This window comes from Nocardioides panaciterrulae, assembly GCF_013409645.1.
Classification (GTDB): Bacteria; Actinomycetota; Actinomycetes; order Propionibacteriales; family Nocardioidaceae; genus Nocardioides; species Nocardioides panaciterrulae.
Genome location: NZ_JACCBG010000001.1, coordinates 196,150 through 217,491, shown reverse-complemented (window position 1 = coordinate 217,491; position 21,342 = coordinate 196,150). Strand labels below are relative to the sequence as shown.

Here is a 21,342-nt window from a genome sequence, read left to right as displayed (position 1 = left end):
CGAGGCGGCGCGGAGCCCAACTCAACGGAGGGCTCAGACGAGCTCGACGATGGTCGCGATGCCCATCCCGCCACCGACGCAGAGCGTGGCCAGGCCGCGGCGCAGGTCGCGCCGGCGCAGCTCGTCGACGAGGGTGCCGAGGATCATCGCGCCGGTGGCGCCGAGCGGGTGGCCCATCGCGATGGCGCCGCCGTTGACGTTGGTGATCTCGTGGCTGATGTCGAGGTCGCGCATGAACCGCATCGCCACCGCCGCGAACGCCTCGTTGATCTCGAACAGGTCGATGTCCTCGACCTCGAGCCCGGCCTTGGCCAGCGCCTTGCGGGCGGCCGGCGCGGGGCCGGTCAGCATGATCGTGGGGTCGGCGCCGGAGACCGCTGTGGCGAGCACCCGGGCCCGCGGGGTCAGGCCGAGCTCGGTGCCGACCTCCTCGCTGCCGATCGCCACGATCGCGGCGCCGTCGACGATGCCCGAGGAGTTGCCGGCGTGGTGGACGTGGTCGATCCGCTCGACCCAGTGGTACTTCTCCAGCGCCACCGAGTCGAAGCCCGCCTGGGCGCCGATGTCGGCGAACGACGGCTTCAGCGCGGCCAGGCCCTCGGGGCTGGTGTCGGGGCGGACCAGCTCGTCGTGGTCCAGCACGGTCAGCCCGTTGAGGTCCCTGACCGGCACGATCGAGTTGGCGAAGTAGCCGTTCGCCCAGGCCTTGGCGGCCCGGTGGTGGGACTCGGCGGCGTAGGCGTCGACGTCGTCGCGGCTGAAGCCCTCGATGGTGGCGATCAGGTCGGCGCCGATGCCCTGCGGGACGAAGCCCGTCTGCAGCGCGGTGGCGGGGTCCATCGCCCAGGCGCCGCCGTCGGTGCCCATCGGCACCCGGCTCATCGACTCCACGCCGCCGGCGAGGATCAGGTCCTCGAATCCGCCGCGGACGCGGGACGCCGCCTGGTTGACCGCCTCGAGCCCGGAGGCGCAGAACCGGTTGAGCTGCACGCCGGCGACGGTGTCGGGGTAGCCCGCCTTGAGCGCCGCGGTCTTGGCGATGTCGGCCCCCTGGTCGCCGACCGGGGTGACGACGCCGAGCACCACGTCGTCCACGCGGGCCGGGTCGAGCCCGGGGTTGCGCTCCCTGACCTCGTCCAGCAGCCCCACGACGAGGTCGATCGGCTTGACCTCGTGGAGCGACCCGACCTTCTTGCCCTTGCCCCGCGGCGTACGAACGTGGTCGTACACGAATGCTTCAGCCATGACCCGATTGTGACACCATCACTGTCATGGTCAAGCAGTCGCCGGTCGTGGCCTGGGTCACTCCCGCCCCGGACCGGGCCCCGGTCCCGGGAGGAGCCCGATGACGGGCACGGCCGAGGAGCGGGCGGGCGACCGGGCGGGCGACCTGGCGGGTGACCGGGTGGGGCCGGCCCGCGAGCTGCTCTCGCTGGACGAGCTGACCGCCCGGACCCAGATGAGCGTGCGCAACATCCGCTTCTACACCACCAAGGGCCTGGTGCCGCCGCCGCTGCGGCGCGGCCGGTCCGGCTACTACACGCCCGACCACGTCGCACGGATCGAGCTGGTCCGCGAGCTGCAGGGCCACGGGTTCACGCTGGCGGCGATCGAGAGGTACGTCGCGAACATCCCCGCCGACGCCACCCCCGAGGACATCGCCCTGCACCGGGCGATGCTCGCGCCGTGGCAGGCCGAGGCGCCCGTCGAGATGACCCGCGCCGAGCTCGAGCGGCGCGCCGGCCGGGCGCTCGCCGAGGAGGACCTGACCACCCTCGCCGCGCTCGGGATCGTCTTCCGCGCCAAGCGGGGCCGGTTCGAGGTCGCCACCTCCCAGCTCACCGTCGGCCTGGGCCTGCTCGACCTGGGGTTCCCCACCGAGGCGGCGCTCGCCGCCGCCGACGTCTACGCCCGGCACGGACGGGAGATCGCCGAGGAGCTCCACGCGCTGTTCCGGACGATGGTCTGGCCGGCGTACAAGGAGTCCGGCGCCTCCCCCGAGCGGCTGCGCGAGGTCGTGGAGCGGCTCAAGCCGCTGTCGGTCGCGAGCCTGGTCTCGGCGTACGAGAGCGCGATGGACGAGACCAAGCGCGAGAGCATCGCCGAGCGGGCCCGCCGGCCCTCGACCGGCCGCTGAGCCACCTGCCCGCCCGGCCGCTCGCCGGCAGCTCGACGGGCCGCGCTGGCCGGGGCCCCTACTGTGGGCGCATGAGCGAAGATCGGGCGCCGTCCCCGGAGCCGCTGGAGAAGCCGACCGTGCTGGTCACCGGCGCGACCGGGTTCATCGGGCGGCGGCTGGTCCCCGAGCTGGTCGACCGCGAGATGACCGTGCGGGCGATGACCCGCAACCCCGAGAGGTACGACGGGCCCGGGGAGCCGGTGTACGGCGACGTGGGCGACCGGTCGTCGCTGAGCGACCCGCTCGAGGGCGCGGACGTCGCCGTCTACCTCGTGCACTCCCTGGACGACCCGGACTTCGAGCGCAAGGACGCCGAGGCGGCCCGGAACTTCGGGCGCGCGGCGGCCGCGGCGGGCGTCCGGCAGATCGTCTACATGGGCGGGCTGGGCTCCGACGACGAGGACCTCTCCCCTCACCTGCGCTCCCGCCGGGAGGTGGAGACGCTGCTCGGCGAGGCCGGCGTCCCGGTCACGGTGCTGCGGGCGGCGATCGTGGTCGGCGCCGGCGGCATCTCCTGGGAGCTCACCCGCCAGCTGGTGAAGAACCTCCCGGCGATGGTGGTGCCGCGCTGGGTCTCGACCCGCACCCAGCCGATCGCGCTCGACGACGTGGTCCGCTACCTCGCCGGGGTGATCGGGCGGCCCGAGGCCTACGGCCGGGTCTTCGAGATCGGCGGTCCGGAGCAGATGAGCTACCTCGAGATGCTCCAGATCGCCTCGGAGATCTCCGCCGGCCGGCCGGTCCCGATCGTCCGGGTGCCGGTGCTCTCGCCCCGGCTCTCGTCGTACTGGCTCTCGCTGGTCACCGACGTCGACATCACCACCGCCCGCAACCTCATCGACTCGATGGGCACCGAGGTGGTGGTGACCGACCACGCCATCCGCGAGATCGTGCCGGGCGAGCCGATCGCCTACGCCGAGGCCGTGCGCCGCGCCCTCGACGAGGGCGGGGCCCGCTGACTCGCCGGCCCGGCGGCCGGTCGGGACGGTCCGGCTAGCCGAAGAGGGCCGGCAGCAGGAACAGCATCGAGACCGACCAGGTGACGTGGGTCAGGACCGGCGCGAGGATGCCACCGGAGGCCCGCCGCTGCAGGCCGACGACGATCCCGAGCAGGACCGCGGCGAACGCGAGCATCACGTTGCCGGTGGCCAGGGTGGCGAGGGTGTACGCCACCGTGGTGACCGGGACCGGGTGGTGCGGGGTGGCGGCGTACGCCGCGCCGCGGAAGAACAGCTCCTCCGCGACCCCGTTCACGGCGGTGATCAGCACCAGCAGCGGCCAGGAGCCCGCGGCCGCGTGGTCGAGGACCGAGCGGACCTGCTGGTCGAGGAACGGGATCTCGCGCACCACCAGCCCGCCCAGACCGAAGATCGCCACCAGGACCGCCCCGACCAGGACCGGCGTGACCACCGGCCGGCGCAGCCCGCCGCTGGTGGTGATCCGGCCGAGGTGCAGCGGGCCGGAGACGAACGCCCCGACGGTCCACACCCCCGCCAGCGCCAGCGTGGCGGCGTAGAACCACCCGCTGCCCGGCTCGATGCGCAGCGACAGGCCGAGCACCACGCCGCCGAGCAGCACGAAGCCGACCGTCACGAGCTGCCGGCGGCGCAGGGCCGCCGGCGACTCGCGGTGGTCGCGCGGGACGACGTCCCACAGTGCGCGGCGCACGAAGGTCAGCACGGGTCACCCCCTCGCCGCGACCCTACGGGGCCGGACCAGCCCGACCGGCGCCGGACGAGGACCGTCGGCGCCGGAGGGCGGAGCGTCAGCGGCGGCCGGAGCTGAACGACGCCGCGCTGTGCGAGCCCGTCGCGCCCTGGCCACCGGACCGCTGGCCGGACCGCTGCCCGGGGCGCTGGCCGGAGCGGGCCTGGCCGCCCTGGCTCGGCGCGCCCGACTTCTGGCCGCCCGGCTTCTGGCCGCCCGGCTTGCGGCCGCCCGGCTTCTGCCCGCCGCCCGAGCCACCGGAGCCGGCCGAGCCGCTGGGGGCACCGGAGCCACCGCGACGGCGACGCGAGCGACGACCGGGCTCGGAGGACCGGCCGGAGGCGGACCCGCCGCCCTGCCCGGACTGGGGCGCGGACACCTCCAGCACCAGGCCGCCGGGGACCGTCAGCCGCTCGCCCGGGGCCAGCTGGGCCAGCACCGGGTGCGCGGGACCGTCGATGCGGGTGGTGGTCGGCTTGATGCCGGCCGCCCGGGTCAGCGCCCGGACGTCGCGCACCTGCTCGTCGGTCATCAGCGTGACCACGGTGCCGGCCGCACCGGCCCGCGCCGTACGCCCCGAGCGGTGCAGGTAGGCCTTGTGCTCGACCGGCGGGTCGGCGTGGACGACCAGCGAGACGTCGTCGACGTGGATGCCGCGCGCGGCGATGTCGGTGGCGACCAGCGTGGTGGCCCGGCCGGAGTGGAAGGCCTCCATGTTGCGGGTGCGGGCGTTCTGGGAGAGGTTGCCGTGCAGCTCGACCGAGGGCACCCCGGACTTGTTCAGCTGACGGGCCAGCGCCTTCGCGCCGTGCTTGGTCCGGGTGAACACCACGGTCCGGCCGGGGGCGCTGGTGAGGTCGACGAGCACCGGCACCCGGTGCTCGCGGGCCACGTGCAGGACGTGGTGGTCCATCGCGGTCACCGGCGCCTGCACCGAGTCGGCCTCGTGGGTGACCGGCTGCTGCAGGAAGCGCTTGACCAGCACGTCGATCGCCTTGTCCAGCGTCGCCGAGAACAGCAGCCGCTGGCCGTCGCGGGGCGTGCGGTCCAGGAGCCGGCGTACGGCGGGCAGGAAGCCCAGGTCGGCCATGTGGTCGGCCTCGTCGAGGACCGTGACCTCGACGGCCTCGAGGGAGCAGTGCCCCTGGCCGATGAGGTCCTCGAGCCGGCCCGGGCAGGCCAGCAGGATGTCGACGCCCTTGCGCAGCGCCTGGACCTGGGGGTTCTGGCCGACGCCGCCGAAGACGGTGCGCGTGGTCAGGCCCGCGGCGGCGGCCAGCGGCGCCAGCGAGGCCTCGATCTGGGCGACGAGCTCACGGGTGGGCGCGAGGATCAGCGCGCGCGGCGCCTTCGTGCGGGCCGCACGGCCGCCGGCGAGCCGGGCGACGAGCGGCAGCAGGAACGCGTAGGTCTTGCCGGAACCGGTGCGGCCCCGGCCGAGCACGTCGCGGCCGGCCAGCGAGTCGGGCAGCGTGGCGGCCTGGATCGGCGTGGGGATGGTGATGCCCTGGTCGGCCAGCAGGGCCACCAGGTCGGAGGGGACGCCGAGCTCGGCGAAGGAGTCAGCGGAAAGGGCAGGGGCGGAAGAAGGCACGGAGAAGATCACTCACTGTCGGCGTTGTCTCGCCACAGGAGCCCCGCCTTGGAGTGGGGGGCCGGAGGCGCCTCCCGAGGGAGGCCGCGGCGATCCCGGGATCACCGCCAGCACGGCCCGAGGCAAGACTGGCCGGGCTGCTGGTGCTGACGGTACGCCAACGGGCCGGCAGGAGGGGAATCGGCGCGCGTGACCGCGCTCCCGTCCTGCCGGCCCGTCGCGGGCGCCCCGGCGCCAGCCCCACCGGGCCGGAGGGCCCGGGGCGGCCGGCCGGCGGAGCCGGAGGGCTAGTTGCCGAGGCCGTCCTTGACGTCCTTGGCGGCGTCCTTGACGTGCTCGCCGGCCTGCTTGACCGACGCCTTGCCCTGGTCGGCCTTGCCCTCGTTCTCCATGCTCTCGTTGCCGGTGGCCTTGCCCGTGGCCTCCTTGGCCTTGCCGCCGAGGTCCTCGCTCTTGTTGCCCAGCTTGTCGTCCAGACCCATGACTGATCTCCTCCGTCATGCCGCACGGTCGGAAGCCGCACGTGCACCCGGTTCGTTCCCGAACCGGCGCTGGGCAAACCCTCAGGGCAAACCCTCGGGGGCAACCCTTCAGGGGGCGAACCTCAGCACGCCGTCGGCGACGTCGCCGCGCTGCAGCGCGCGCACGTCGTACAGGTAGTTCTGGCGCAGCTTCCACGGCTCGCGGTCGCCCTGCTTGGGCAGCCGGTCCAGGGCGCGCAGCACGTAGCCGGAGCTGAAGGTCAGCAGCCGCTCCTCGGCCACCTCGGGGTCACGCGGCGCGACCACGGTGCGGGCCCCGGTGGCGTCCATGTGGGCCAGCACCCGGCACACGTAGTCGGCGACCAGGTCGGCCTTGAGCGTCCAGGAGTTGTTGGTGTAGCCGATCGTGAACGCGAAGTTCGGCACGTCGCTGAGCATCAGCGTGCGGTAGGTCATCGTGTCGTTCAGCTCGACCTTGCGCCCGTCGACCTCGAGGTCGACCCCACCCATCGCCTTGATGTTCAGTCCGGTGGCACTGACGACCACGTCGGCCTCGAGCTCCTGCCCGGAGCGCAGCCGGATCCCCCGCTCGGTGAACGTCTCGACGTGGTCGGTGACGACCGAGGCCTCGCCCCGGCGCAGCGCCCGGAACAGGTCGCCGTCGGGAACGAAGCACAGCCGCTGGTCCCACGGGTTGTACGCCGGGTTGAAGTGCACGTCGACGTCCACGCCCTCCGGCAGCTGCGCGGCGGTGGCCTTGCGCACGATCCGCTTCGCCAGCTCGGGGCGGCGCTGGGCCACCGTGTAGCTCAGCATCGCCACCAGGATGTTCTTCCAGCGCACCACGGGGTAGCGCAGCCGCTGCGGCAGCCGCTCCAGCTTCACCGCGAGCGGGTCCCGGCCCGGGCGGGAGAGCACGTACGACGGGGAGCGCTGCAGCATCGTCACGTGGGCGGCCGTGCCCGCCATCGCCGGCACCAGGGTGACCGCGGTGGCGCCGCTGCCGATCACCACGACCCGCTTGCCCGCGTAGTCGAGGTCCTCGGGCCAGTGCTGGGGGTGCACGACCCGGCCCGCGAACTCCTCGACGCCGGGGAACTCCGGGGCGTAGCCGCTCTCGTAGTCGTAGTAGCCGGCGCAGGTGTAGAGGAAGCCCGCCGTGAGCGTGGTCGGACCCTGGTCGGTGTCCACCTCGACGGTCCACCGCGCCTCGCCGGAGTCCCAGGAGGCCCGGCGCACCGTGTGGTGGTAGCGGACCAGCTCGTCGACGGCGTACTCCTCGGCGACCGTGCGGACGTAGTCCAGGATCGCCGGGCCGTCGGCCAGCGCCTGGTCGCCGGGCCAGGGCCGCCACCGGTAGCCGAACGTGAACATGTCGGAGTCGGAGCGGATCCCGGGGTAGCGGAACAGGTCCCAGGTCCCGCCGCTGGCGCCCCGGCTCTCGAGGATGGCCAGGCTGCGCTGCGGGTGCTCGGTGCGCAGCCGGCAGGCCGCCCCGATCCCGGACAGCCCGGCACCGATGATCAGGACGTCGACGTGCTCGGTCATGCCCGGATCCTACCGTTGTTGACAGATGTTCAACAGCCGAACATCTCCACGAAGCGCGCCAGGATCGTCGGCGGCTCGGTGACCACCGCGACCCGGGCGAGCGCCATCATCTCCTCGGCCCGGCCGGGCTCGTAGTAGCCGTGGTCGCGGTAGACGTCGATGCGCAGGCAGATGCCCTCGACGTCGAGCTCGGGGTGGAACTGGGTGGCGTAGACCCGCCGTCCCAGCCGGAACGCCTGGACCGGGCAGGTGGCCGAGGAGGCGAGCACGGTCGCCCCCTCCGGCAGCCGGGAGACCGCCTCCTTGTGGCCGAGGAAGACCCAGAAGCCCTCGGGCAGGCCGGCCAGCAGCGGGTCGGCCAGGCCGTCCTCGGTGAGCGTGACCGCGACCGCGCCGATCGGCTCGCCGTAGGTCCGGTCGACCACGCCGCCGCGCAGCGAGCCCACGGTGCCGATGCCGTAGCAGGCGCCCAGGAACGGGAAGTCGGCCTCCACGACCCGCTCGGCGAGGTCGCGCAGCTCCTTCTCGACGCGGTGCTGGGTCGCCGACTTCAGCTCGGGCGGATCGCTGACGTTGAACGGGCCGCCGCCCAGCACGATCCCGGACCAGTCCGCGAGGTCGAGGCGGCCGAGCTCGTCGCGCTCGAGCCGGACCCGGCGGAAGTCGCGCTCGTCGAGGCCGGAGCAGCGCAGCACCGCGTCGTACTCGCTGTCGGCGACGGCGTCCTCGGCACGGGTGCCGAGGAAGAGGAACGGTTTCACGCGTCCATTGTGGACGGGGGGTGGCTGTCCGACCCCGGCCGTTGGACCCGCGTCCGGCGGCTCACGCCTGCACCGCGGCGCCGTCGGCGACCAGCCCGTCGACGTCGGCGACGCCCCAGGCGGTGAGCGCCGCGCGGGTCTGCGAGCCGGCCTCCGGGCTGGGCGGGCTGCTGAGCGTGGCCGCGGTCCGCGAGAAGCGCGGGGCCGGCGCGGGCTGCAGCATGCCGTCGCGCTCGACGTAGGTGCCCCGGGCCTCCAGGTGCGGGTGCCGGGCCGCCTCGGTGATCGGGAGGACGCCGGCGACGCAGGCGTCGGTGCCCTCGAAGACCCCGACCCACTCCGCCTGGGTGCGGGTGAGGAACCGGTCGGCGATCAGCGACCGCAGCTCGACGGTCCTCGAGGCGTCGAAGCGGTCCGGGGCCTCCTCCTTGATCCCGAGCAGCTCGACGAAGAGGTCGTAGAACTGCGGCTCCAGCGCGCCCACCGACATGTGCCGGCCGTCGGCGGTCTCGTAGAGGTCGTAGTACGGCGCGCCGCCGTCGAGCAGGTTGCTGGCCCGCTGCTCGGTGAAGCCGCCGCCGGCGAGGAACGCGGCGGTCATCGCGCCCAGGTGGGCGGCGCCGTCGACGATCGCGGCGTCGACCACCTGGCCCCGCCCGCTCTGCCGCGCCTCGAGCAGGGCGGCCAGCAGCCCGATCACCAGGTACGTCGAGCCGCCGCCGAAGTCGCCCACGAGGTTGCTGGGGAAGTGCGGCCGCGCCTTGTCCTGGCCCAGGCCGTGCAGCACGCCGGCGACCGAGATGTAGTTCAGGTCGTGGCCCGCGGTGTGGGCCAGCGGGCCGTCCTGGCCCCAGCCGGTCATCCGCCCGTAGACCAGCCGCGGGTTGCGGGCCTGGCACTGCTCCGGGCCGAGGCCGAGCCGCTCGGCGACGCCCGGGCGCATCCCCTCGACGAGCACGTCGGCCCGCTCGACCAGGTCCAGGACCGTCTCGGTCGCCCGGGGCTGCTTGAGGTCGAGGGCGACGCTGGGCCGGCCCCGGTTGAGCAGGTTCTGCGGGCCGTCCGCCAGCGGCTGGCCGCCCGGCCGCTCGATCCGGATCACGTCCGCGCCGAGGTCGGCGAGGATCATGCAGGCGTGCGGTCCCGGGCCCAGGCCCGCGATCTCCACCACCTTCACGCCCCGCAGCGGTCCGGTTCCCTGGCCGAGCTCGTAGGTCATGGGCCCGATCATGACATCCGCGCTGGCACGGTCGGCTGGTCGTCCCGGGGGGTCCGGGCCAGCCCCCGCCACCCGCCTCAGCCCGGCAGCACCCGCTGGAGGAACTGCCGGGTCCTTGCCTCCCGGGGCGCCGAGAAGATCTGCGCCGGCGGGCCGGCCTCGAGGATCCGGCCCTGGTCGAGGAAGCAGACCGTGGTGGCCACGTCGCGGGCGAAGGCCATCTCGTGGGTGGCCAGCACCATCGTCATCCCGCCGGAGGCGAGGTCCCGGATGATCGTCAGCACCTCCCCCACCAGCTCGGGATCCAGCGCGGCGGTGATCTCGTCGAGCAGCAGCAGGGTCGGCGAGGTGCACAGCGCCCGCACCAGCGCCGCGCGCTGCTGCTGGCCGCCGGAGAGCCGGTCGGGGTGCTTGGCGGCCTGGTCGGCCAGCCCGAAGCGCTCCAGCAGCTCGCGCGCCCGGGCCGCCGCGGCGGTCCGGGAGAGCCCGTGCACCCGGCGCGGCGCGAGCGTGCAGTTCTCCAGCACGGTCAGGTGCGGGAAGAGGTTGTAGGCCTGGAAGACCATCCCCATCCGGCCGCGCACCGCCCGTCGATCCACCCGCGGGTCGGAGATCTCCCGGCCCTCGAACCGGATCACCCCGTCGTCGACGTCCTCGAGCAGGTTCAGGCAGCGCAGCAGCGTGGACTTCCCCGACCCCGACGAGCCGATCAGGCAGACCACGTCGTGCGGCTGCACGGTCAGCGAGACGTCGGCCAGCACCACCCGGTCGCCGTACGACTTGCGCACGTCGGCGACCTCCAGCAGCGCGGTCACAGCACTCCCGCCCGCTCGCGCTCGAGGTAGCGGCGGCCCAGCCAGTCGGTGAACCGCGCCAGCGGGATCGTCAGCGCGATGAAGAACGCGGCCACGACGACGTACGGCGTGAAGTTGAAGTTGTAGTTGCCGTAGTCCTGGGCGTAGAAGACCGCCTCGAAGACCCCGATCGTGGCGGCCAGCGCGGTGTCCTTCTGCAGCGAGATGAAGTCGTTGAGCAGCGGGGGTACGACGCGGCGCACCGCCTGCGGCACCACTACGAAGCGCATCGTCTGTCCGCGGCCCAGCCCGAGCGCGGCCGCGCTGGCCACCTGGGAGGGGTGGATCGACTCGATCCCGGCCCGGAACACCTCGGCGACGTAGGCGCTGTAGGAGACCACCAGGGCGGCGGTGGCCCAGAAGAACGGGCTGTTCGGCACCCCCTGCAGCTGCAGGCTGGGCATCCCGAACCCGAAGAGCAGCACCAGCAGGATCGTCGGGATCCCGCGGACCACGTCGGTGTAGGCGACCGCGACCAGGCGCAGCGGCACCAGCCACGGCGACCGGGCCCCGCGGGCGATCGCGATCGCGAGCGCGAGCACCAGGATCAGCGGCTCGGCGATCAGGAACATCTTCACGTTCAGCCAGAACGCCGACCAGATCCCCGCCAGCGAGTGCCGGGCGTGGTAGCCGCTGAAGAACGTCTGGTGCACGACCGGCCAGCCCGGCGAGCTGACCACGAGCAGGGCCAGGCCCACGAACACCACCACCACCGCCGCCGAGGAGATCGCGAGCCGGCGCAGCCGCAGCCGGCGGCGGTCGGCGCGGCGCTCGAGCTCACGCAGTGACGGCACCCACGCGGAGGATCCGCTCACTGCAGGGTCGGCACGTTCACGACGTCGGAGAGCCACTTCTTCTCCAGCGCGGCGAGCGTGCCGTTCGACTTCAGCGTGGCCAGCGCCTGGTTCACGCACGGCACCAGGCCGCTGCCCTGCTCGAAGAGCATGCCGAACTCCTCCTGCTGCCCGGTCTCGGGCTGGAACTGCCCGACGATCGTGCTGCCCGGGATCTCGACCGCGCTGATGTAGAACGCGGTGGGCAGGTCGGCGAGGATCGCGTCGACCTGGTGGTTGAGCAGCGCCTGCTTGGCGGCGTTGGTGTTCTGGAAGACCGCCGGCTGCTGGTCGGGCTGGATCACGTCGCGGATCGCGGTGAGCGAGGTGGTGCCGGTCTGGGCCCCGAGCTTGAGCCCCTTGAGGTCCGCGATGCTGCTCGCGCTCGCCGCCGGGTCGCCCTTGAGCGCGATCACCGCCTGGGAGGCGGCGTAGTAGCCGTCGGAGAAGTCCACCACCTTCGCCCGCGCCGGGGTGATCGAGATCTGGTTGATGTCGAAGTCGAAGTTCTTCGCGCCCGGCTTGTAGGAGTTGTTGAACGGCACCTTCACCCAGGTGACCTCGTCGTGGCTGAACCCGAGCTGCTTCGCGACGGCGTACGCCACCGCCGACTCGTACCCCTTGCCGTTGGTCGGGTCGTTCTTGCTGAACCACGGCTCGTACGCCGGGGAGTCGGTGCCGATCGTGAGCGTCCCGTTGTTCAGCAGCGGCAGCTGGGACTTCTCGCAGGAGGACGCGGAGGCCGACGGGCTGCTCGAGCTGTTGTTGCTCGGGGCGCAGGCCGCCAACGCGGCGACTGGCAGCAGCAGGGCCAGGGCGGCGACGGATCCACGCGAGCGCATGGGCGAATTCTACGTTTTCAGTGGCTCGCGTGCTCATCCATGTGGTGCATCTCGTGGACGACCGCGTGACCCCTGCCCCGCGAGATCATCCACCGGTTGACCGGGACGGTCACCACGAACGCGATCGCGAGCGAGGCGGCCAGCGAGACCCAGAAGAGCCAGTCGCCCAGCGTCGCGTCCATCGCCTGCGGCCAGACCAGCAGCGAGCCGTTGTCGACGACCTCCATGGTCAGGATCGAGACCGTGTCGGCGGCCAGCGCGGTCCGCACCGCCGTGCCGACGTCGAGCCCGGCCCGGCGTACGCCGGAGAAGGTCAACAGGTAGCCGAAGAAGAACGCCAGGGCCATCGAGAGCACGATGCTGCCGGCGTTGCCCCACCCCCACCAGGTGGCCAGCACCATGCCGAGCACCTCACCGATCGCACAGCCCGTCAGGCAGTGCAGGGTCGCGGTCGCCGCCATCTTCCATGAGCTGTTCATGAGTGCGAACATATACCCCCTAGGGGTATATGGCAAGGCCCGCCCGACCCGGCGTGACCGGGCTCTCCATTGCACCTCGTTGCATAGGTGCGGCACAATGCACCCATGGCCCTGGAACACGCGCTGCTGGTCGCGCTGCGCGAGCAGCCGGCGTCCGGGCTGGACCTGGCCAAGCGGTTCGGCCGCTCGATCGGCTTCTTCTGGCACGCCACCCACCAGCAGATCTACCGGGTGCTGGCCCGGATGGACGCCGACGGCTGGGTCGAGGTCACCGAGGTCGCGCAGACCGGCCGCCCGGACAAGAAGGTGTACGCCGTGACCGCGGCCGGCGAGCGGGTCCTGGCGGACTGGCTGGCCGAGCCGACCCCGATGGAGCCGCTGCGCAGCGAGCTGGCGGTGAAGCTGCGCGGCGCGTCGTACGGCGACCGCCAGGCGGTGCTGGACGTGGTGCGCGCCAACCTCGCCGACCACCACGCCCGGCTGGCCCACTACGAGCAGCTCGAGAAGCGCGACCACGGCCAGCCGGAGACCCTGACCGGCCACGACCTGGACACCTACCTGGTGCTGCGCGGCGGGATCCGCCTGGAGCGGTTCTGGGTCGAGTGGCTCACCGAGTACCTCCACGCGCACCGATCCCGACCGGCTCGATCACCGAAGGACCAAGAGCGATGACCTACCCCCACCTGCTCGCCCCGATCACGATCGGCGACCTCGAGCTGCGCAACCGCGTGGTGATGGGCTCGATGCACACCGGCCTGGAGGACCGGGTCCGCGACCTGCCGGCGCTGGCGGCGTACTTCGCCGAGCGCGCCCGCGGCGGTGTCGGCCTGATCGTGACCGGCGGCTACGCGCCGAACCGGCGCGGCTGGCTCAAGCCGTTCGCCTCCGAGATGACCACCCGGCTCCAGGCGATGCGGCACCGCGACGTCACCGGCGCGGTGCACGAGGAGGGCGGCGCGATCGCGCTGCAGGTGCTGCACGCGGGCCGCTACGGCTACCACCCGTTCAGCGTCAGCGCGTCGGCGCAGAAGTCGCCGATCACGCCGTTCCGGCCCTCGGCGCTGTCGACGCGGGCGGTCGACCGCACCGCCAGCGACTTCGCCCGCAGCGTCGCGCTGGCGCGCAAGGCCGGCTACGACGCGGTCGAGATCATGGGCTCCGAGGGCTACCTGATCAACCAGTTCCTCGCCACCCGGACCAACGACCGCACCGATGCCTGGGGCGGGACCGCCGAGCGGCGGATGCGCTTCCCCGTCGAGGTGGTGCGCCGGGCCCGCGAGCTGGTGGGCGACGGCTTCCCGATCGTCTACCGGATCTCGCTGCTCGACCTGGTAGAGGGCGGCCAGACCTGGGAGGAGGTGGTCGAGCTCGCCCACCGCCTGACCGACGCCGGCGTGACCGTGCTCAACACCGGCATCGGCTGGCACGAGGCGCGGGTGCCGACGATCATCACCCAGGTCCCGCGCGGCGCCTGGCGCTCGGCGACCGCGCGGCTCAAGGCCGCGGTGTCGGTGCCGGTCTGCGCCTCGAACCGGATCAACACCCCCGAGCTCGCCGAGGAGATCCTGGCCGCGGGCGAGGCCGACCTGGTCTCGATGGCCCGGCCGCTGCTGGCCGATCCGGCGTTCGTGGCCAAGGCCGCCGCGGGCCGGGCCGACGAGATCAACACCTGCATCGCCTGCAACCAGGCCTGCCTCGACCACGTGTTCGCCAACCGGAAGGCCTCCTGCCTGGTCAACCCGCGCGCCTGCCGGGAGACCACGCTGGTGCTCGCGCCGACCCGCCGCGCGGCCACGGTCGCGGTGGTCGGCGCCGGCCCGGCGGGGCTGGCGGCGGCGGTCTCGGCCGCCGAGCGCGGCCTCGCGGTCACGCTGTTCGAGCGGTCCGAGGACCTCGGCGGCCAGTTCCGGCTCGCGATGGCGGTGCCGGGCAAGGAGGAGTTCGCCGAGACCCTGCGCTACTACCGGCGCCGGCTGGCGGTGCTGGGCGTCGAGGTCCGCACCGGCACCGGGGCCGGCGTCGCCGACCTGGCGTCGTACGACGACGTCGTGGTCGCGACCGGGGTCGTCCCGCGGGTGCCCGGGGTCGACGGCATCGACCACCCGAGCGTGGTGTCCTACGCCGACGTGCTCTCCGGCGCCGTAGTGCCCGGCCGGCGGGTCGCGGTGATCGGTGCCGGCGGGATCGGCGTCGACGTCAGCCACTGGCTCACCCACGACCCCGCCGACACCGACGAGGACTGGATGGCGCACTGGGGCGTCGGCGACCCGGCCGTGCACCCCGGCGGCCTGACCGAGCGCAAGCCGCGCACGCCGATCCGCGAGGTGACGCTGTTGCAGCGCAAGACCACCCCGATCGGCCTCGGGCTGGGCAAGACGTCGGGCTGGGCGCACCGCGCGGTGCTCAAGCAGTCCGGGGTCGTCCAGGTCAGCGGCGCGGCGTACCACCGCATCGACGACCACGGCCTGCACTACGCCGTCGACGGCGGCGAGCCGCGCGTGCTCGCGGTGGACCACGTGGTGCTGTGTGCCGGCCAGGAGTCGGTGCGCTCGCTGCACGACGACCTGCTGGCCGCCGGCCGACCCGCCGTGCACGTCCACCTGATCGGCGGCGCCGACGTGGCCGCCGAGCTCGACGCCAAGCGCGCCATCGAGCAGGGCACCCGGGTCGCGGCCGCGCTGTGACCACGGCCGGCAACACTTGTAACGCCCGGTTAGGGGTGCTGCCCGACGGTTCGAACGGGGTGTCAGACCCCCGAACCGGGCGTTACATGCAGCCGGCCGGGCTAGGTTCGACCCGTGATCGTTGACCTGAGCGACGAGGAGGCCCGGGCCGCGCTGCCGCTGAAGTGGGGTGCGGTGGAGCCGGGGGTGCTGCCGGCCTGGGTGGCCGAGATGGACTACGCGCTGGCGCCGGCGGTGGCCGAGGCGGTCGCGGGAGCGGTACGCCGGGGCCTGGCCGGCTACCCGCCCTTCGGCGACGCCGGGGTGGGCGCCGCGTTCGCCGGGTTCGCCCGCCGGCACTGGGGCTGGTCCCCGCCGGAGGACGCCTCGGTCGTGGTCGGCGACGTGATCGCGGGCATCCGGCTGGTCCTCGAGACGATCTGCCCACCGGGGCCGGTGGTGGTGCCGCTGCCGTGCTACCCGCCGTTCCGCGACGTCGTGGCGCTCGCCGGCCGCGAGATGGTCCCGATCGACCTCGACCCGGACGCCACCGACGCGGCCCTGGACCTGGAGCGGGTCGAGGCGGCGTTCCGCGGCGGGGCCCGCACGCTGCTGCTCTGCAACCCGCACAACCCGCTCGGCCGGGTGCCGTCCCGCACGGAGCTGCAGGCGCTGGCCGAGCTCGCCCGGCGCTACGACGCCCGGGTCGTCGCCGACGAGATCCACGGGCCGCTGGTGCTGCCCGGCCCGCACGGCACGGACGGGCCGGTGTTCACGCCGTACCTCGACGTGGACGAGCGCGCCGTCCTGGTCACCAGCCACTCAAAGACGTTCAACACCGCCGGCCTGCACACCGCCCAGGTCGTCTGCCTCGACCCGGCCGACCTCGCGCGGCTGCGCGGGGTGCTGCTGCCGCAGAACCACGCGTACTCCCCGCTCGGCATGATCGCCGCCCGGGTGGCCTGGAGCGACTGCGACGACTGGCACGCCGCGCTGGTCCGGCGGCTCGGCGAGCAGCGCGACCTGCTGGCCGAGCTCGTCGCCAGCCACCTCCCCGACGCGCGCACCCGGCCGCTGGAGGCGACCTACCTGGCGTGGCTGGACCTGCGCGCCTACGGCTCCGACGACCCGGCGGCGGCCGCGCTGGCCCACGGCGTGAAGGTGGCGCCGGGGTCGGACTACCAGCCCGGCCTGCCCGGCCACGTCCGCGTCAACATCGCCACCAGCCCGGACCGGCTCGAGGCGGTCGTCACCCGGCTGGCCAAGGCGCTGGCCGGCTGAGACCGCGCCGTGTTCGGCGTGCTGCCCCGGTCCGAACTCGCGCTGCCGTTCAATTGTTTGGAGATAGGGCCGCTACTGCTGGGTAACCCCCGGATCTGCGAGCAATTGTTCCCGCACCAGCTCAGCCGGCGTGCTGCGGCTGGGCGGCGAGCATGTCGGCGTACCACTGGAACGAGCGCTTGGGCGTGCGCGCCAGCGTCTCGAAGTCGACGTGCACCAGGCCGTAGCGCTGGGTGAGGCCCTGCGCCCACTCGAAGTTGTCCAGCAGGGACCAGGTGTAGAAGCCACGGACGTCCACGCCGCGCTGGATCGCGGTCGCGACCGCCCGCAGGTGGGCGTCGAGGTAGTCGATCCGGGCCTGGTCGTCGATCACGCCGTGCTCGTCGGGGCCGGTGGCGTAGCTGCAGCCGGACTCGGTGATCACGATCGGCGGCAGCGCGGCCCGGTAGCGGGCGCGCATGGTGATGAGGTACTCCCGCAGCGCGTCCGGCACGATCGGCCAGCCCCGCTCGGTGGTCGGGTAGCCGAGCAGCTCGCGGAACTCGAACGGCAGCTCCGCCTCCTCGCCGGCGGCCGCGACCCGCAACGGGTTGTAGTAGTTGATGCCGTAGAAGTCGAGGGGCTGCCGGATCGTGGCCAGGTCGCCCTCGGCGACCAGGTCCTCCATCAGCGGCGCCAGGTCGACCGGGTAGCGGCCGAGCAGCATCGGCTCGACGTACATGCCGTTCCACAGCGCGTCGAAGAGCTTGGTGGCGCCCACGTCGGCGGCGTCGTCGCTGGCCGGCCACATGGGGGCGTGGTTGTTGGCGCAGCCGACGCTGGTCGCGCCGGCGGCCCGCAGCGCGATCGCGGCCCGGCCGTGGGCCAGCAGCAGGTGGTGGGCCACCGGGAGGGCGTCGAACATCAGCCGCCGCCCGGGCGCGTGCTCACCGTCGCCGTAGCCGAGCATCATCACCACGTTGGGCTCGTTGACCGGGATCCAGTGCTCGACCCGGTCGGCGTACCGCTCCCCCACCAGCGAGGCGAAGTCGGCGAACCGGTCGACGGTCGCCCGGTTCAGCCAGCCGCCGTCGTCCTCCAGGGCCTGCGGCAGGTCCCAGTGGTAGAGCGTGACCGTCGGCTGCACGCCCGCCTCGAGCAGGCAGTCCAGCAGCCGGTCGTAGAAGTCCAGGCCCTTGGGGTTGACCGCGCCGGAGCCGGTCGGCTGGATCCGCGGCCACGACATCGACAGGCGGTAGGCGGGCGCGCCGAGCCGCCGCAGCAGCGCGACGTCCTCGACGTAGCGGTGGTAGTGGTCGCACGCCACCGCGCCGCTGGAGCCGTCGACGATCCGGCCCTCCTGCGCGCAGAAGGTGTCCCAGATGCTGGGGCCGCGGCCGTCCTCGTCCGCGGCGCCCTCGATCTGGTACGCCGCGGTGCTGGTGCCGAAGCGGAACCCGGCCGGGAGTTGGGGGAACACCCCGGGGAGGGCTGAGCGCTGGGTCGCGGGGGGCACGGGCACAATTGTGCCCGTGACCGCTGAGATCCGTCGGGGTTCGGAACGCTTCACCACCCGAGATGAGGGAAGGCTCACGCGGCACTCGTTCTCGTTCGGGTCCCACTACGACCCGGAGAACACCGGCTACGGGCCGCTGGTCTGCCACGACGACCACCGGCTGCGCCCGGGCGTCGGCTTCGAGGACCACCCGCACGCCGACGTCGAGATCGTGAGCTGGGTGCTCGAGGGCGCGCTGGAGCACGACTCCGACGGATCGGTCCGGGTCATCCGGCCCGGGACGGTGCAGGTGCAGTCCGCCGGGTCCGGGATCGTGCACCGCGAGGTCGCGGCCCCGGGCACCGGCCCGACGCGGTTCGTCCAGGCCTGGCTGACCCCCGACGAGCCCGGCGGCTCCCCGTCGTACGACCTCGCGACGGTGACGCTGCCCGACGGCGAGCTGGTGCCGGTGGCCTCGGGCCACCGCGAGGACGCGGCGGTCCGGCTCGGGGTCGCGGCGGCGACCTTCTGGGTGGCCCGGCTGCCCGCGGGCGCCGAGCTGACCCTGCCCGACGAGCCGCGGCAGCACGTGTTCGTCGGGCGCGGCGCGCTCGCCCGCTTCTCGCTCGCCGAGCCGCTCTCCGACGGCGACGCGATCCGGATCACCGACGCGCCCGGCCACCGGGTCACCGCGGCCGTGCCCACCGAGCTCCTCGTCTGGACCTTCACCGGTTGAGTGCGGCCCCGCCGCGAGCAGGCGGGCGGCGGGAGGCCCAACTCGGTCCGGCGGGAGGCCCGACTCGGTCCGGCGGGAGGCCCAACTCGGTGCGGCGGGAGGCCCAACTCGGTGCGGCGGGGGGCCCAACTCAACAGATCAGGGCGAGGGCGGCGGGGAGCAGGTCGACCCGGGCGGGCTCGCCGCCGAGGGCGGGCAGGGTGCCGAGCGGCTCGCCGTCGCCACCGAGGGGTACGCCGGGGGCCGCGGCCGGTCCCGCGTCGGCCGAGAGCTCGACCCGGTGACCGGTGAGCACCGTAACCTCGGGCAGGTGCACGTGGGAGCCGTCGTAGACCTTCGGCAACGCGCGCATCAGCGCCGGCCGGGAGGCGGCCTCGATCACCACCACGTCGAGCCGGCCGTCGTCGACCCGGGCGTCCGGGGCGATCCGCATGCCCTGGCCGTAGCAGGGCGAGTTGGCCACGACCACGGTGGCCGCCTCGATGTCGTGGACGGTGCCGTCGAGGACCAGCCGGTAGCGCGCGGGCCGGTAGGTGGCCAGCGCGCGCAGCGCGGCGAGGGGGTACTGCAGCCGCCGCGGGATCCGACGCGAGCGGTCCACGATCTCCGCGGCGCGGGCGTCGACCCCCGCGTAGACCGACCCCGCCACCAGCCGCGGCCGCCCTCCCGGCGGCGCCCCGGGCAGACTCAGCGCGAGCAGGTCCACCCGGCGCACCGGGGCCCGGAGCAGCAGCCGGGCCCGGCCCTCGACGTCGTCGGGCAGGCCGAGCGCCCGGGCGAAGTCGTTGCCGCGCCCGGCCGGGAGGATCCCGAGCACGCCGTCGGCGGCGGCGACCAGCCCGGCGAGCGACGAGAGCATCCCGTCGCCGCCGACCGCGACCACTACGTCGCCCCGCCCGACCGCCTCCTCGACGAGCCCGGCCATCGCGCCGGGACCGGGTGAGTAGGTCACGTCGACGCGGGCGCCGGCCTCGCGCAGCAGCCGCGCCACCGGGACGACGGCCCCGGGCGCGGCCCCGCCGCCGGCGGCGGGGTTGACCAGGAACGTGAACGACCTGGGCTCGGGCGCCGGCTCGGTCACGGCACCAGCACGCCGGGGTTGAGGATGCCGGTCGGGTCGAGCTCGGCCTTGACCGCGCGCAGGATCCCGACGCCGACCGGCCCGAGCTCCCGGGCCAGCCACGGCACGTGGTCGGTGCCGACCGCGTGGTGGTGGGTGATCGTCGCGCCGGCGGCGAGCAGGGCGTCGCTGGCAGCCGCCTTCGCCGCAAGCCAGCGCTCGACGGGCCGCTCGCCCTGCCGGGTGGCCACGGTGAAGTAGAGCGAGCAGCCGGTCTCGTAGACGTGCGAGACGTGGCAGAGCACCATCGTCGGCTCACCCAGGCTCGCGGTCAGCGCGGACCGCACCGCGTCGTACACCGCGGGCGCCCGCGACCAGAACGTCGCGGTCTCCAGCGTCTCGACCAGCACGCCGACGTCGAGCATCGCGTCGCGCAGGTACGGCGCCGCGAACCGCCCGGCCCGCCACGAGCGCCCGGGCTCCTCGCCCAGCGGCGTGCCTCCGAGCCCCTCCAGCACCGCCGTCACCGCGACCCGCCGCGCCCGGACCGTCGCCGGCTCGCCCTCGTAGCCGGTGACCATCAGGCAGCCACCCGCCCCGCCAGCCGCCGCGCCGATCGCGCCCGGCTCGGCGAGGTTGATCGCGGTCTCGGTCTCGTCGCCCAGCCGCAGCACGGTCGGCAGCAGCCCGGCCTGGGCGAGCGTGCGCATCGCGGCCACCCCGTCGGCGAACGACCGCCACCGCCAGCCCTCGTAGGCGCTCGCGGTCGGGGCCCGGCGGACCCGCACGGTCACCGAGGTGATCACGCCGAGCGTGCCCTCCGAGCCGAGCAGCAGCTGGCGCAGGTCCGGGCCGGCGGCGCCGGCCGGCGCGCTGCCGAGGACCAGCGGTCCGCGCGGGGTGGCCACGGTCAGGCCGACCACCATCGCGTCGAACCGGCCGTAGCCGGCGCTGGCCTGGCCGCTGGAGCGGGTGGCCGCGAAGCCGCCGATGGTGGCGTGCTCGAAGGACTGGGGGTAGTGCCCCAGGGTCAGCCCGTGCCGGGCCAGCAGCTGCTCGGCCTCCGGCCCGCGCAGCCCGGGCTCGAGGGTCGCGGTCATCGAGGTCTCGTCGAGCGCGAGCAGCCGCTTCATCCGCACCAGGTCGAGGCTGACCAGCCCGGCGTACCCCTCCCGGCGGGCGGCCAGGCCGCCGGTCACCGAGGTCCCGCCGCCGAACGGCACCACGGCGAAGTGGCGCTCGACGGCGTACGCCAGCACCGCCGCCACCTGCGCGGGCCCGTCCGGGCGTACGACGGCGTCCGGGGCGTCGGCGAGGTCGCCGGACCGCGCGCGCAGCAGGTCGGGGGTGGACTTGCCCCGGGTGCGCAGCCGCCGGGTGGCGTCGTCGGTGTGCACGTGGTCGGCGCCGACCAGCGCGCGCAGCCCGTCGAGCAGGTCCGCCCCGAGGGCCGGCGGGGGGAGCTCGGGGGCGGCCACCGGCGGCCGCTGCTCGAGGCCGAAGGCGAGCTCGACCAGCCCCCGCGCGGCCTCGGACAGCGGGGCCGCCGCGGCCGGGTCGCCCCAGCGCTGCGGGTGCATCTCCCCCACGGTCGGGTCCGGGCGCTCCTCCACGGTCATGCGTTACAGTG

General features: G+C 74.0%; 20 protein-coding genes. 6 read left to right on the top strand and 14 right to left on the bottom strand.

All coding sequences use genetic code 11. From position 1 onward, the window contains the following. Positions 1–33: 33 nt before the first annotated feature. Positions 34–1,245 (bottom strand): acetyl-CoA C-acetyltransferase, encoded by a 1,212-nt coding sequence (locus BJZ21_RS01055; protein WP_179662060.1) that lies wholly within the window; start codon positions 1,243–1,245, stop codon positions 34–36. Between the two features lie 100 nt (positions 1,246–1,345). Here BJZ21_RS01055 and BJZ21_RS01050 point away from each other — a divergent pair, with 100 nt between their 5' ends. Both BJZ21_RS01050 and BJZ21_RS01045 read left to right on the top strand, forming a co-directional pair. After that, on the top strand, positions 1,346–2,137 hold the full coding sequence (locus BJZ21_RS01050) for a MerR family transcriptional regulator (RefSeq protein ID WP_179662059.1): 792 nt from the start codon (positions 1,346–1,348) through the stop codon (positions 2,135–2,137). A gap of 71 nt (positions 2,138–2,208) precedes the next feature. Beyond that, positions 2,209–3,138 (top strand): NAD(P)H-binding protein, encoded by a 930-nt coding sequence (locus BJZ21_RS01045; RefSeq protein WP_179662058.1) that lies wholly within the window; start codon positions 2,209–2,211, stop codon positions 3,136–3,138. Between the two features lie 34 nt (positions 3,139–3,172). Here the strand turns inward: BJZ21_RS01045 and BJZ21_RS01040 are convergent, their stop codons facing one another. The 10 genes from BJZ21_RS01040 to BJZ21_RS00995 all read right to left on the bottom strand — a co-directional run bounded on the left by BJZ21_RS01040 (position 3,173) and on the right by BJZ21_RS00995 (position 12,498). Further along, positions 3,173–3,859, bottom strand: coding sequence for a CPBP family glutamic-type intramembrane protease (locus tag BJZ21_RS01040; RefSeq protein WP_179662057.1), 687 nt, complete (start codon positions 3,857–3,859; stop codon positions 3,173–3,175). Positions 3,860–3,944: 85 nt separating this feature from the next. Next, positions 3,945–5,480 carry a DEAD/DEAH box helicase gene (locus BJZ21_RS01035; protein WP_179662056.1) on the bottom strand — a complete coding sequence of 512 codons (1,536 nt, stop codon included), beginning with the start codon at positions 5,478–5,480 and terminating at the stop codon, positions 3,945–3,947. 287 nt (positions 5,481–5,767) lie between these two features. Then, on the bottom strand, positions 5,768–5,962 hold the full coding sequence (locus tag BJZ21_RS01030; protein WP_179662055.1) for a CsbD family protein: 195 nt from the start codon (positions 5,960–5,962) through the stop codon (positions 5,768–5,770). Between the two features lie 108 nt (positions 5,963–6,070). Then, positions 6,071–7,510, bottom strand: coding sequence for a flavin-containing monooxygenase (locus tag BJZ21_RS01025; RefSeq protein ID WP_179662054.1), 1,440 nt, complete (start codon positions 7,508–7,510; stop codon positions 6,071–6,073). Positions 7,511–7,539: 29 nt separating this feature from the next. Beyond that, a complete protein-coding gene (locus BJZ21_RS01020; RefSeq protein WP_179662053.1) occupies positions 7,540–8,271 on the bottom strand; it encodes a glutamine amidotransferase in 732 nt (243 codons plus the stop codon). Positions 8,272–8,332: 61 nt separating this feature from the next. Then, on the bottom strand, positions 8,333–9,490 hold the full coding sequence (locus BJZ21_RS01015) for a CaiB/BaiF CoA transferase family protein (RefSeq protein WP_179662052.1): 1,158 nt from the start codon (positions 9,488–9,490) through the stop codon (positions 8,333–8,335). Positions 9,491–9,567: 77 nt separating this feature from the next. Continuing rightward, positions 9,568–10,305, bottom strand: coding sequence for an ATP-binding cassette domain-containing protein (locus tag BJZ21_RS01010; RefSeq protein ID WP_179662051.1), 738 nt, complete (start codon positions 10,303–10,305; stop codon positions 9,568–9,570). Further along, on the bottom strand, positions 10,302–11,138 hold the full coding sequence (locus BJZ21_RS01005) for an amino acid ABC transporter permease (protein ID WP_343051889.1): 837 nt from the start codon (positions 11,136–11,138) through the stop codon (positions 10,302–10,304). Before BJZ21_RS01005 ends, BJZ21_RS01010 begins: the two co-directional genes overlap by 4 nt. A 17-nt stretch (positions 11,139–11,155) precedes the next feature. Then, positions 11,156–12,019: an ABC transporter substrate-binding protein gene (locus BJZ21_RS01000; RefSeq protein WP_179662049.1), complete on the bottom strand. Its 864-nt coding sequence runs from the start codon at positions 12,017–12,019 to the stop codon at positions 11,156–11,158. Between the two features lie 17 nt (positions 12,020–12,036). Continuing rightward, entirely contained in the window at positions 12,037–12,498 is a 462-nt protein-coding gene (locus BJZ21_RS00995) for a DUF4396 domain-containing protein (protein ID WP_179662048.1), read from the bottom strand. A 105-nt stretch (positions 12,499–12,603) separates the two neighbouring features. Between BJZ21_RS00995 and BJZ21_RS00990 the strand changes: the two genes are divergently transcribed. From BJZ21_RS00990 to BJZ21_RS00980, 3 genes are all read left to right on the top strand, one after another. Then, positions 12,604–13,170 carry a PadR family transcriptional regulator gene (locus BJZ21_RS00990; RefSeq protein WP_179662047.1) on the top strand — a complete coding sequence of 189 codons (567 nt, stop codon included), beginning with the start codon at positions 12,604–12,606 and terminating at the stop codon, positions 13,168–13,170. Beyond that, on the top strand, positions 13,167–15,182 hold the full coding sequence (locus BJZ21_RS00985; protein ID WP_179662046.1) for an NADPH-dependent 2,4-dienoyl-CoA reductase: 2,016 nt from the start codon (positions 13,167–13,169) through the stop codon (positions 15,180–15,182). Before BJZ21_RS00990 ends, BJZ21_RS00985 begins: the two co-directional genes overlap by 4 nt. Before the next feature lie 114 nt (positions 15,183–15,296). After that, positions 15,297–16,442: an aminotransferase class I/II-fold pyridoxal phosphate-dependent enzyme gene (locus tag BJZ21_RS00980; RefSeq protein WP_179662045.1), complete on the top strand. Its 1,146-nt coding sequence runs from the start codon at positions 15,297–15,299 to the stop codon at positions 16,440–16,442. A gap of 121 nt (positions 16,443–16,563) precedes the next feature. On the opposite strand, the gene BJZ21_RS00975 is transcribed toward BJZ21_RS00980, so the two are convergent. Next, the gene (locus BJZ21_RS00975) at positions 16,564–17,937 is read right to left on the bottom strand and encodes a GH1 family beta-glucosidase (RefSeq protein WP_343051888.1); all 1,374 of its coding nucleotides are present in this window, start codon (positions 17,935–17,937) and stop codon (positions 16,564–16,566) included. Between the two features lie 16 nt (positions 17,938–17,953). Between BJZ21_RS00975 and BJZ21_RS00970 the strand changes: the two genes are divergently transcribed. After that, positions 17,954–18,652 (top strand): pirin family protein, encoded by a 699-nt coding sequence (locus BJZ21_RS00970; protein ID WP_179662044.1) that lies wholly within the window; start codon positions 17,954–17,956, stop codon positions 18,650–18,652. Positions 18,653–18,782: 130 nt separating this feature from the next. Here BJZ21_RS00970 and BJZ21_RS00965 read toward each other — a convergent pair whose 3' ends face one another. Both BJZ21_RS00965 and BJZ21_RS00960 read right to left on the bottom strand, forming a co-directional pair. Further along, a complete protein-coding gene (locus tag BJZ21_RS00965; RefSeq protein WP_179662043.1) occupies positions 18,783–19,733 on the bottom strand; it encodes a diacylglycerol kinase family protein in 951 nt (316 codons plus the stop codon). Further along, positions 19,730–21,331 (bottom strand): FAD-binding oxidoreductase, encoded by a 1,602-nt coding sequence (locus tag BJZ21_RS00960; RefSeq protein WP_246298432.1) that lies wholly within the window; start codon positions 21,329–21,331, stop codon positions 19,730–19,732. Before BJZ21_RS00960 ends, BJZ21_RS00965 begins: the two co-directional genes overlap by 4 nt. Positions 21,332–21,342: the final 11 nt, after the last annotated feature.

Excerpts from the sequence above, each read along its gene's own strand:
- BJZ21_RS01055 (WP_179662060.1), bottom strand. The coding sequence starts at position 1,245 with ATGGCTGAAGCATTCGTGTACGACCACGTTCGTACGCCGCGGGGCAAG.
- BJZ21_RS01050 (WP_179662059.1), top strand. The coding sequence starts at position 1,346 with ATGACGGGCACGGCCGAGGAGCGGGCGGGCGACCGGGCGGGCGACCTG.
- BJZ21_RS01045 (WP_179662058.1), top strand. The coding sequence starts at position 2,209 with ATGAGCGAAGATCGGGCGCCGTCCCCGGAGCCGCTGGAGAAGCCGACC.
- BJZ21_RS01030 (WP_179662055.1), bottom strand. The coding sequence starts at position 5,962 with ATGGGTCTGGACGACAAGCTGGGCAACAAGAGCGAGGACCTCGGCGGC.
- BJZ21_RS01025 (WP_179662054.1), bottom strand. The coding sequence starts at position 7,510 with ATGACCGAGCACGTCGACGTCCTGATCATCGGTGCCGGGCTGTCCGGG.
- BJZ21_RS01015 (WP_179662052.1), bottom strand. The coding sequence starts at position 9,490 with ATGACCTACGAGCTCGGCCAGGGAACCGGACCGCTGCGGGGCGTGAAG.
- BJZ21_RS01000 (WP_179662049.1), bottom strand. The coding sequence starts at position 12,019 with ATGCGCTCGCGTGGATCCGTCGCCGCCCTGGCCCTGCTGCTGCCAGTC.
- BJZ21_RS00995 (WP_179662048.1), bottom strand. The coding sequence starts at position 12,498 with ATGAACAGCTCATGGAAGATGGCGGCGACCGCGACCCTGCACTGCCTG.
- BJZ21_RS00990 (WP_179662047.1), top strand. The coding sequence starts at position 12,604 with ATGGCCCTGGAACACGCGCTGCTGGTCGCGCTGCGCGAGCAGCCGGCG.
- BJZ21_RS00985 (WP_179662046.1), top strand. The coding sequence starts at position 13,167 with ATGACCTACCCCCACCTGCTCGCCCCGATCACGATCGGCGACCTCGAG.
- BJZ21_RS00960 (WP_246298432.1), bottom strand. The coding sequence starts at position 21,331 with ATGACCGTGGAGGAGCGCCCGGACCCGACCGTGGGGGAGATGCACCCG.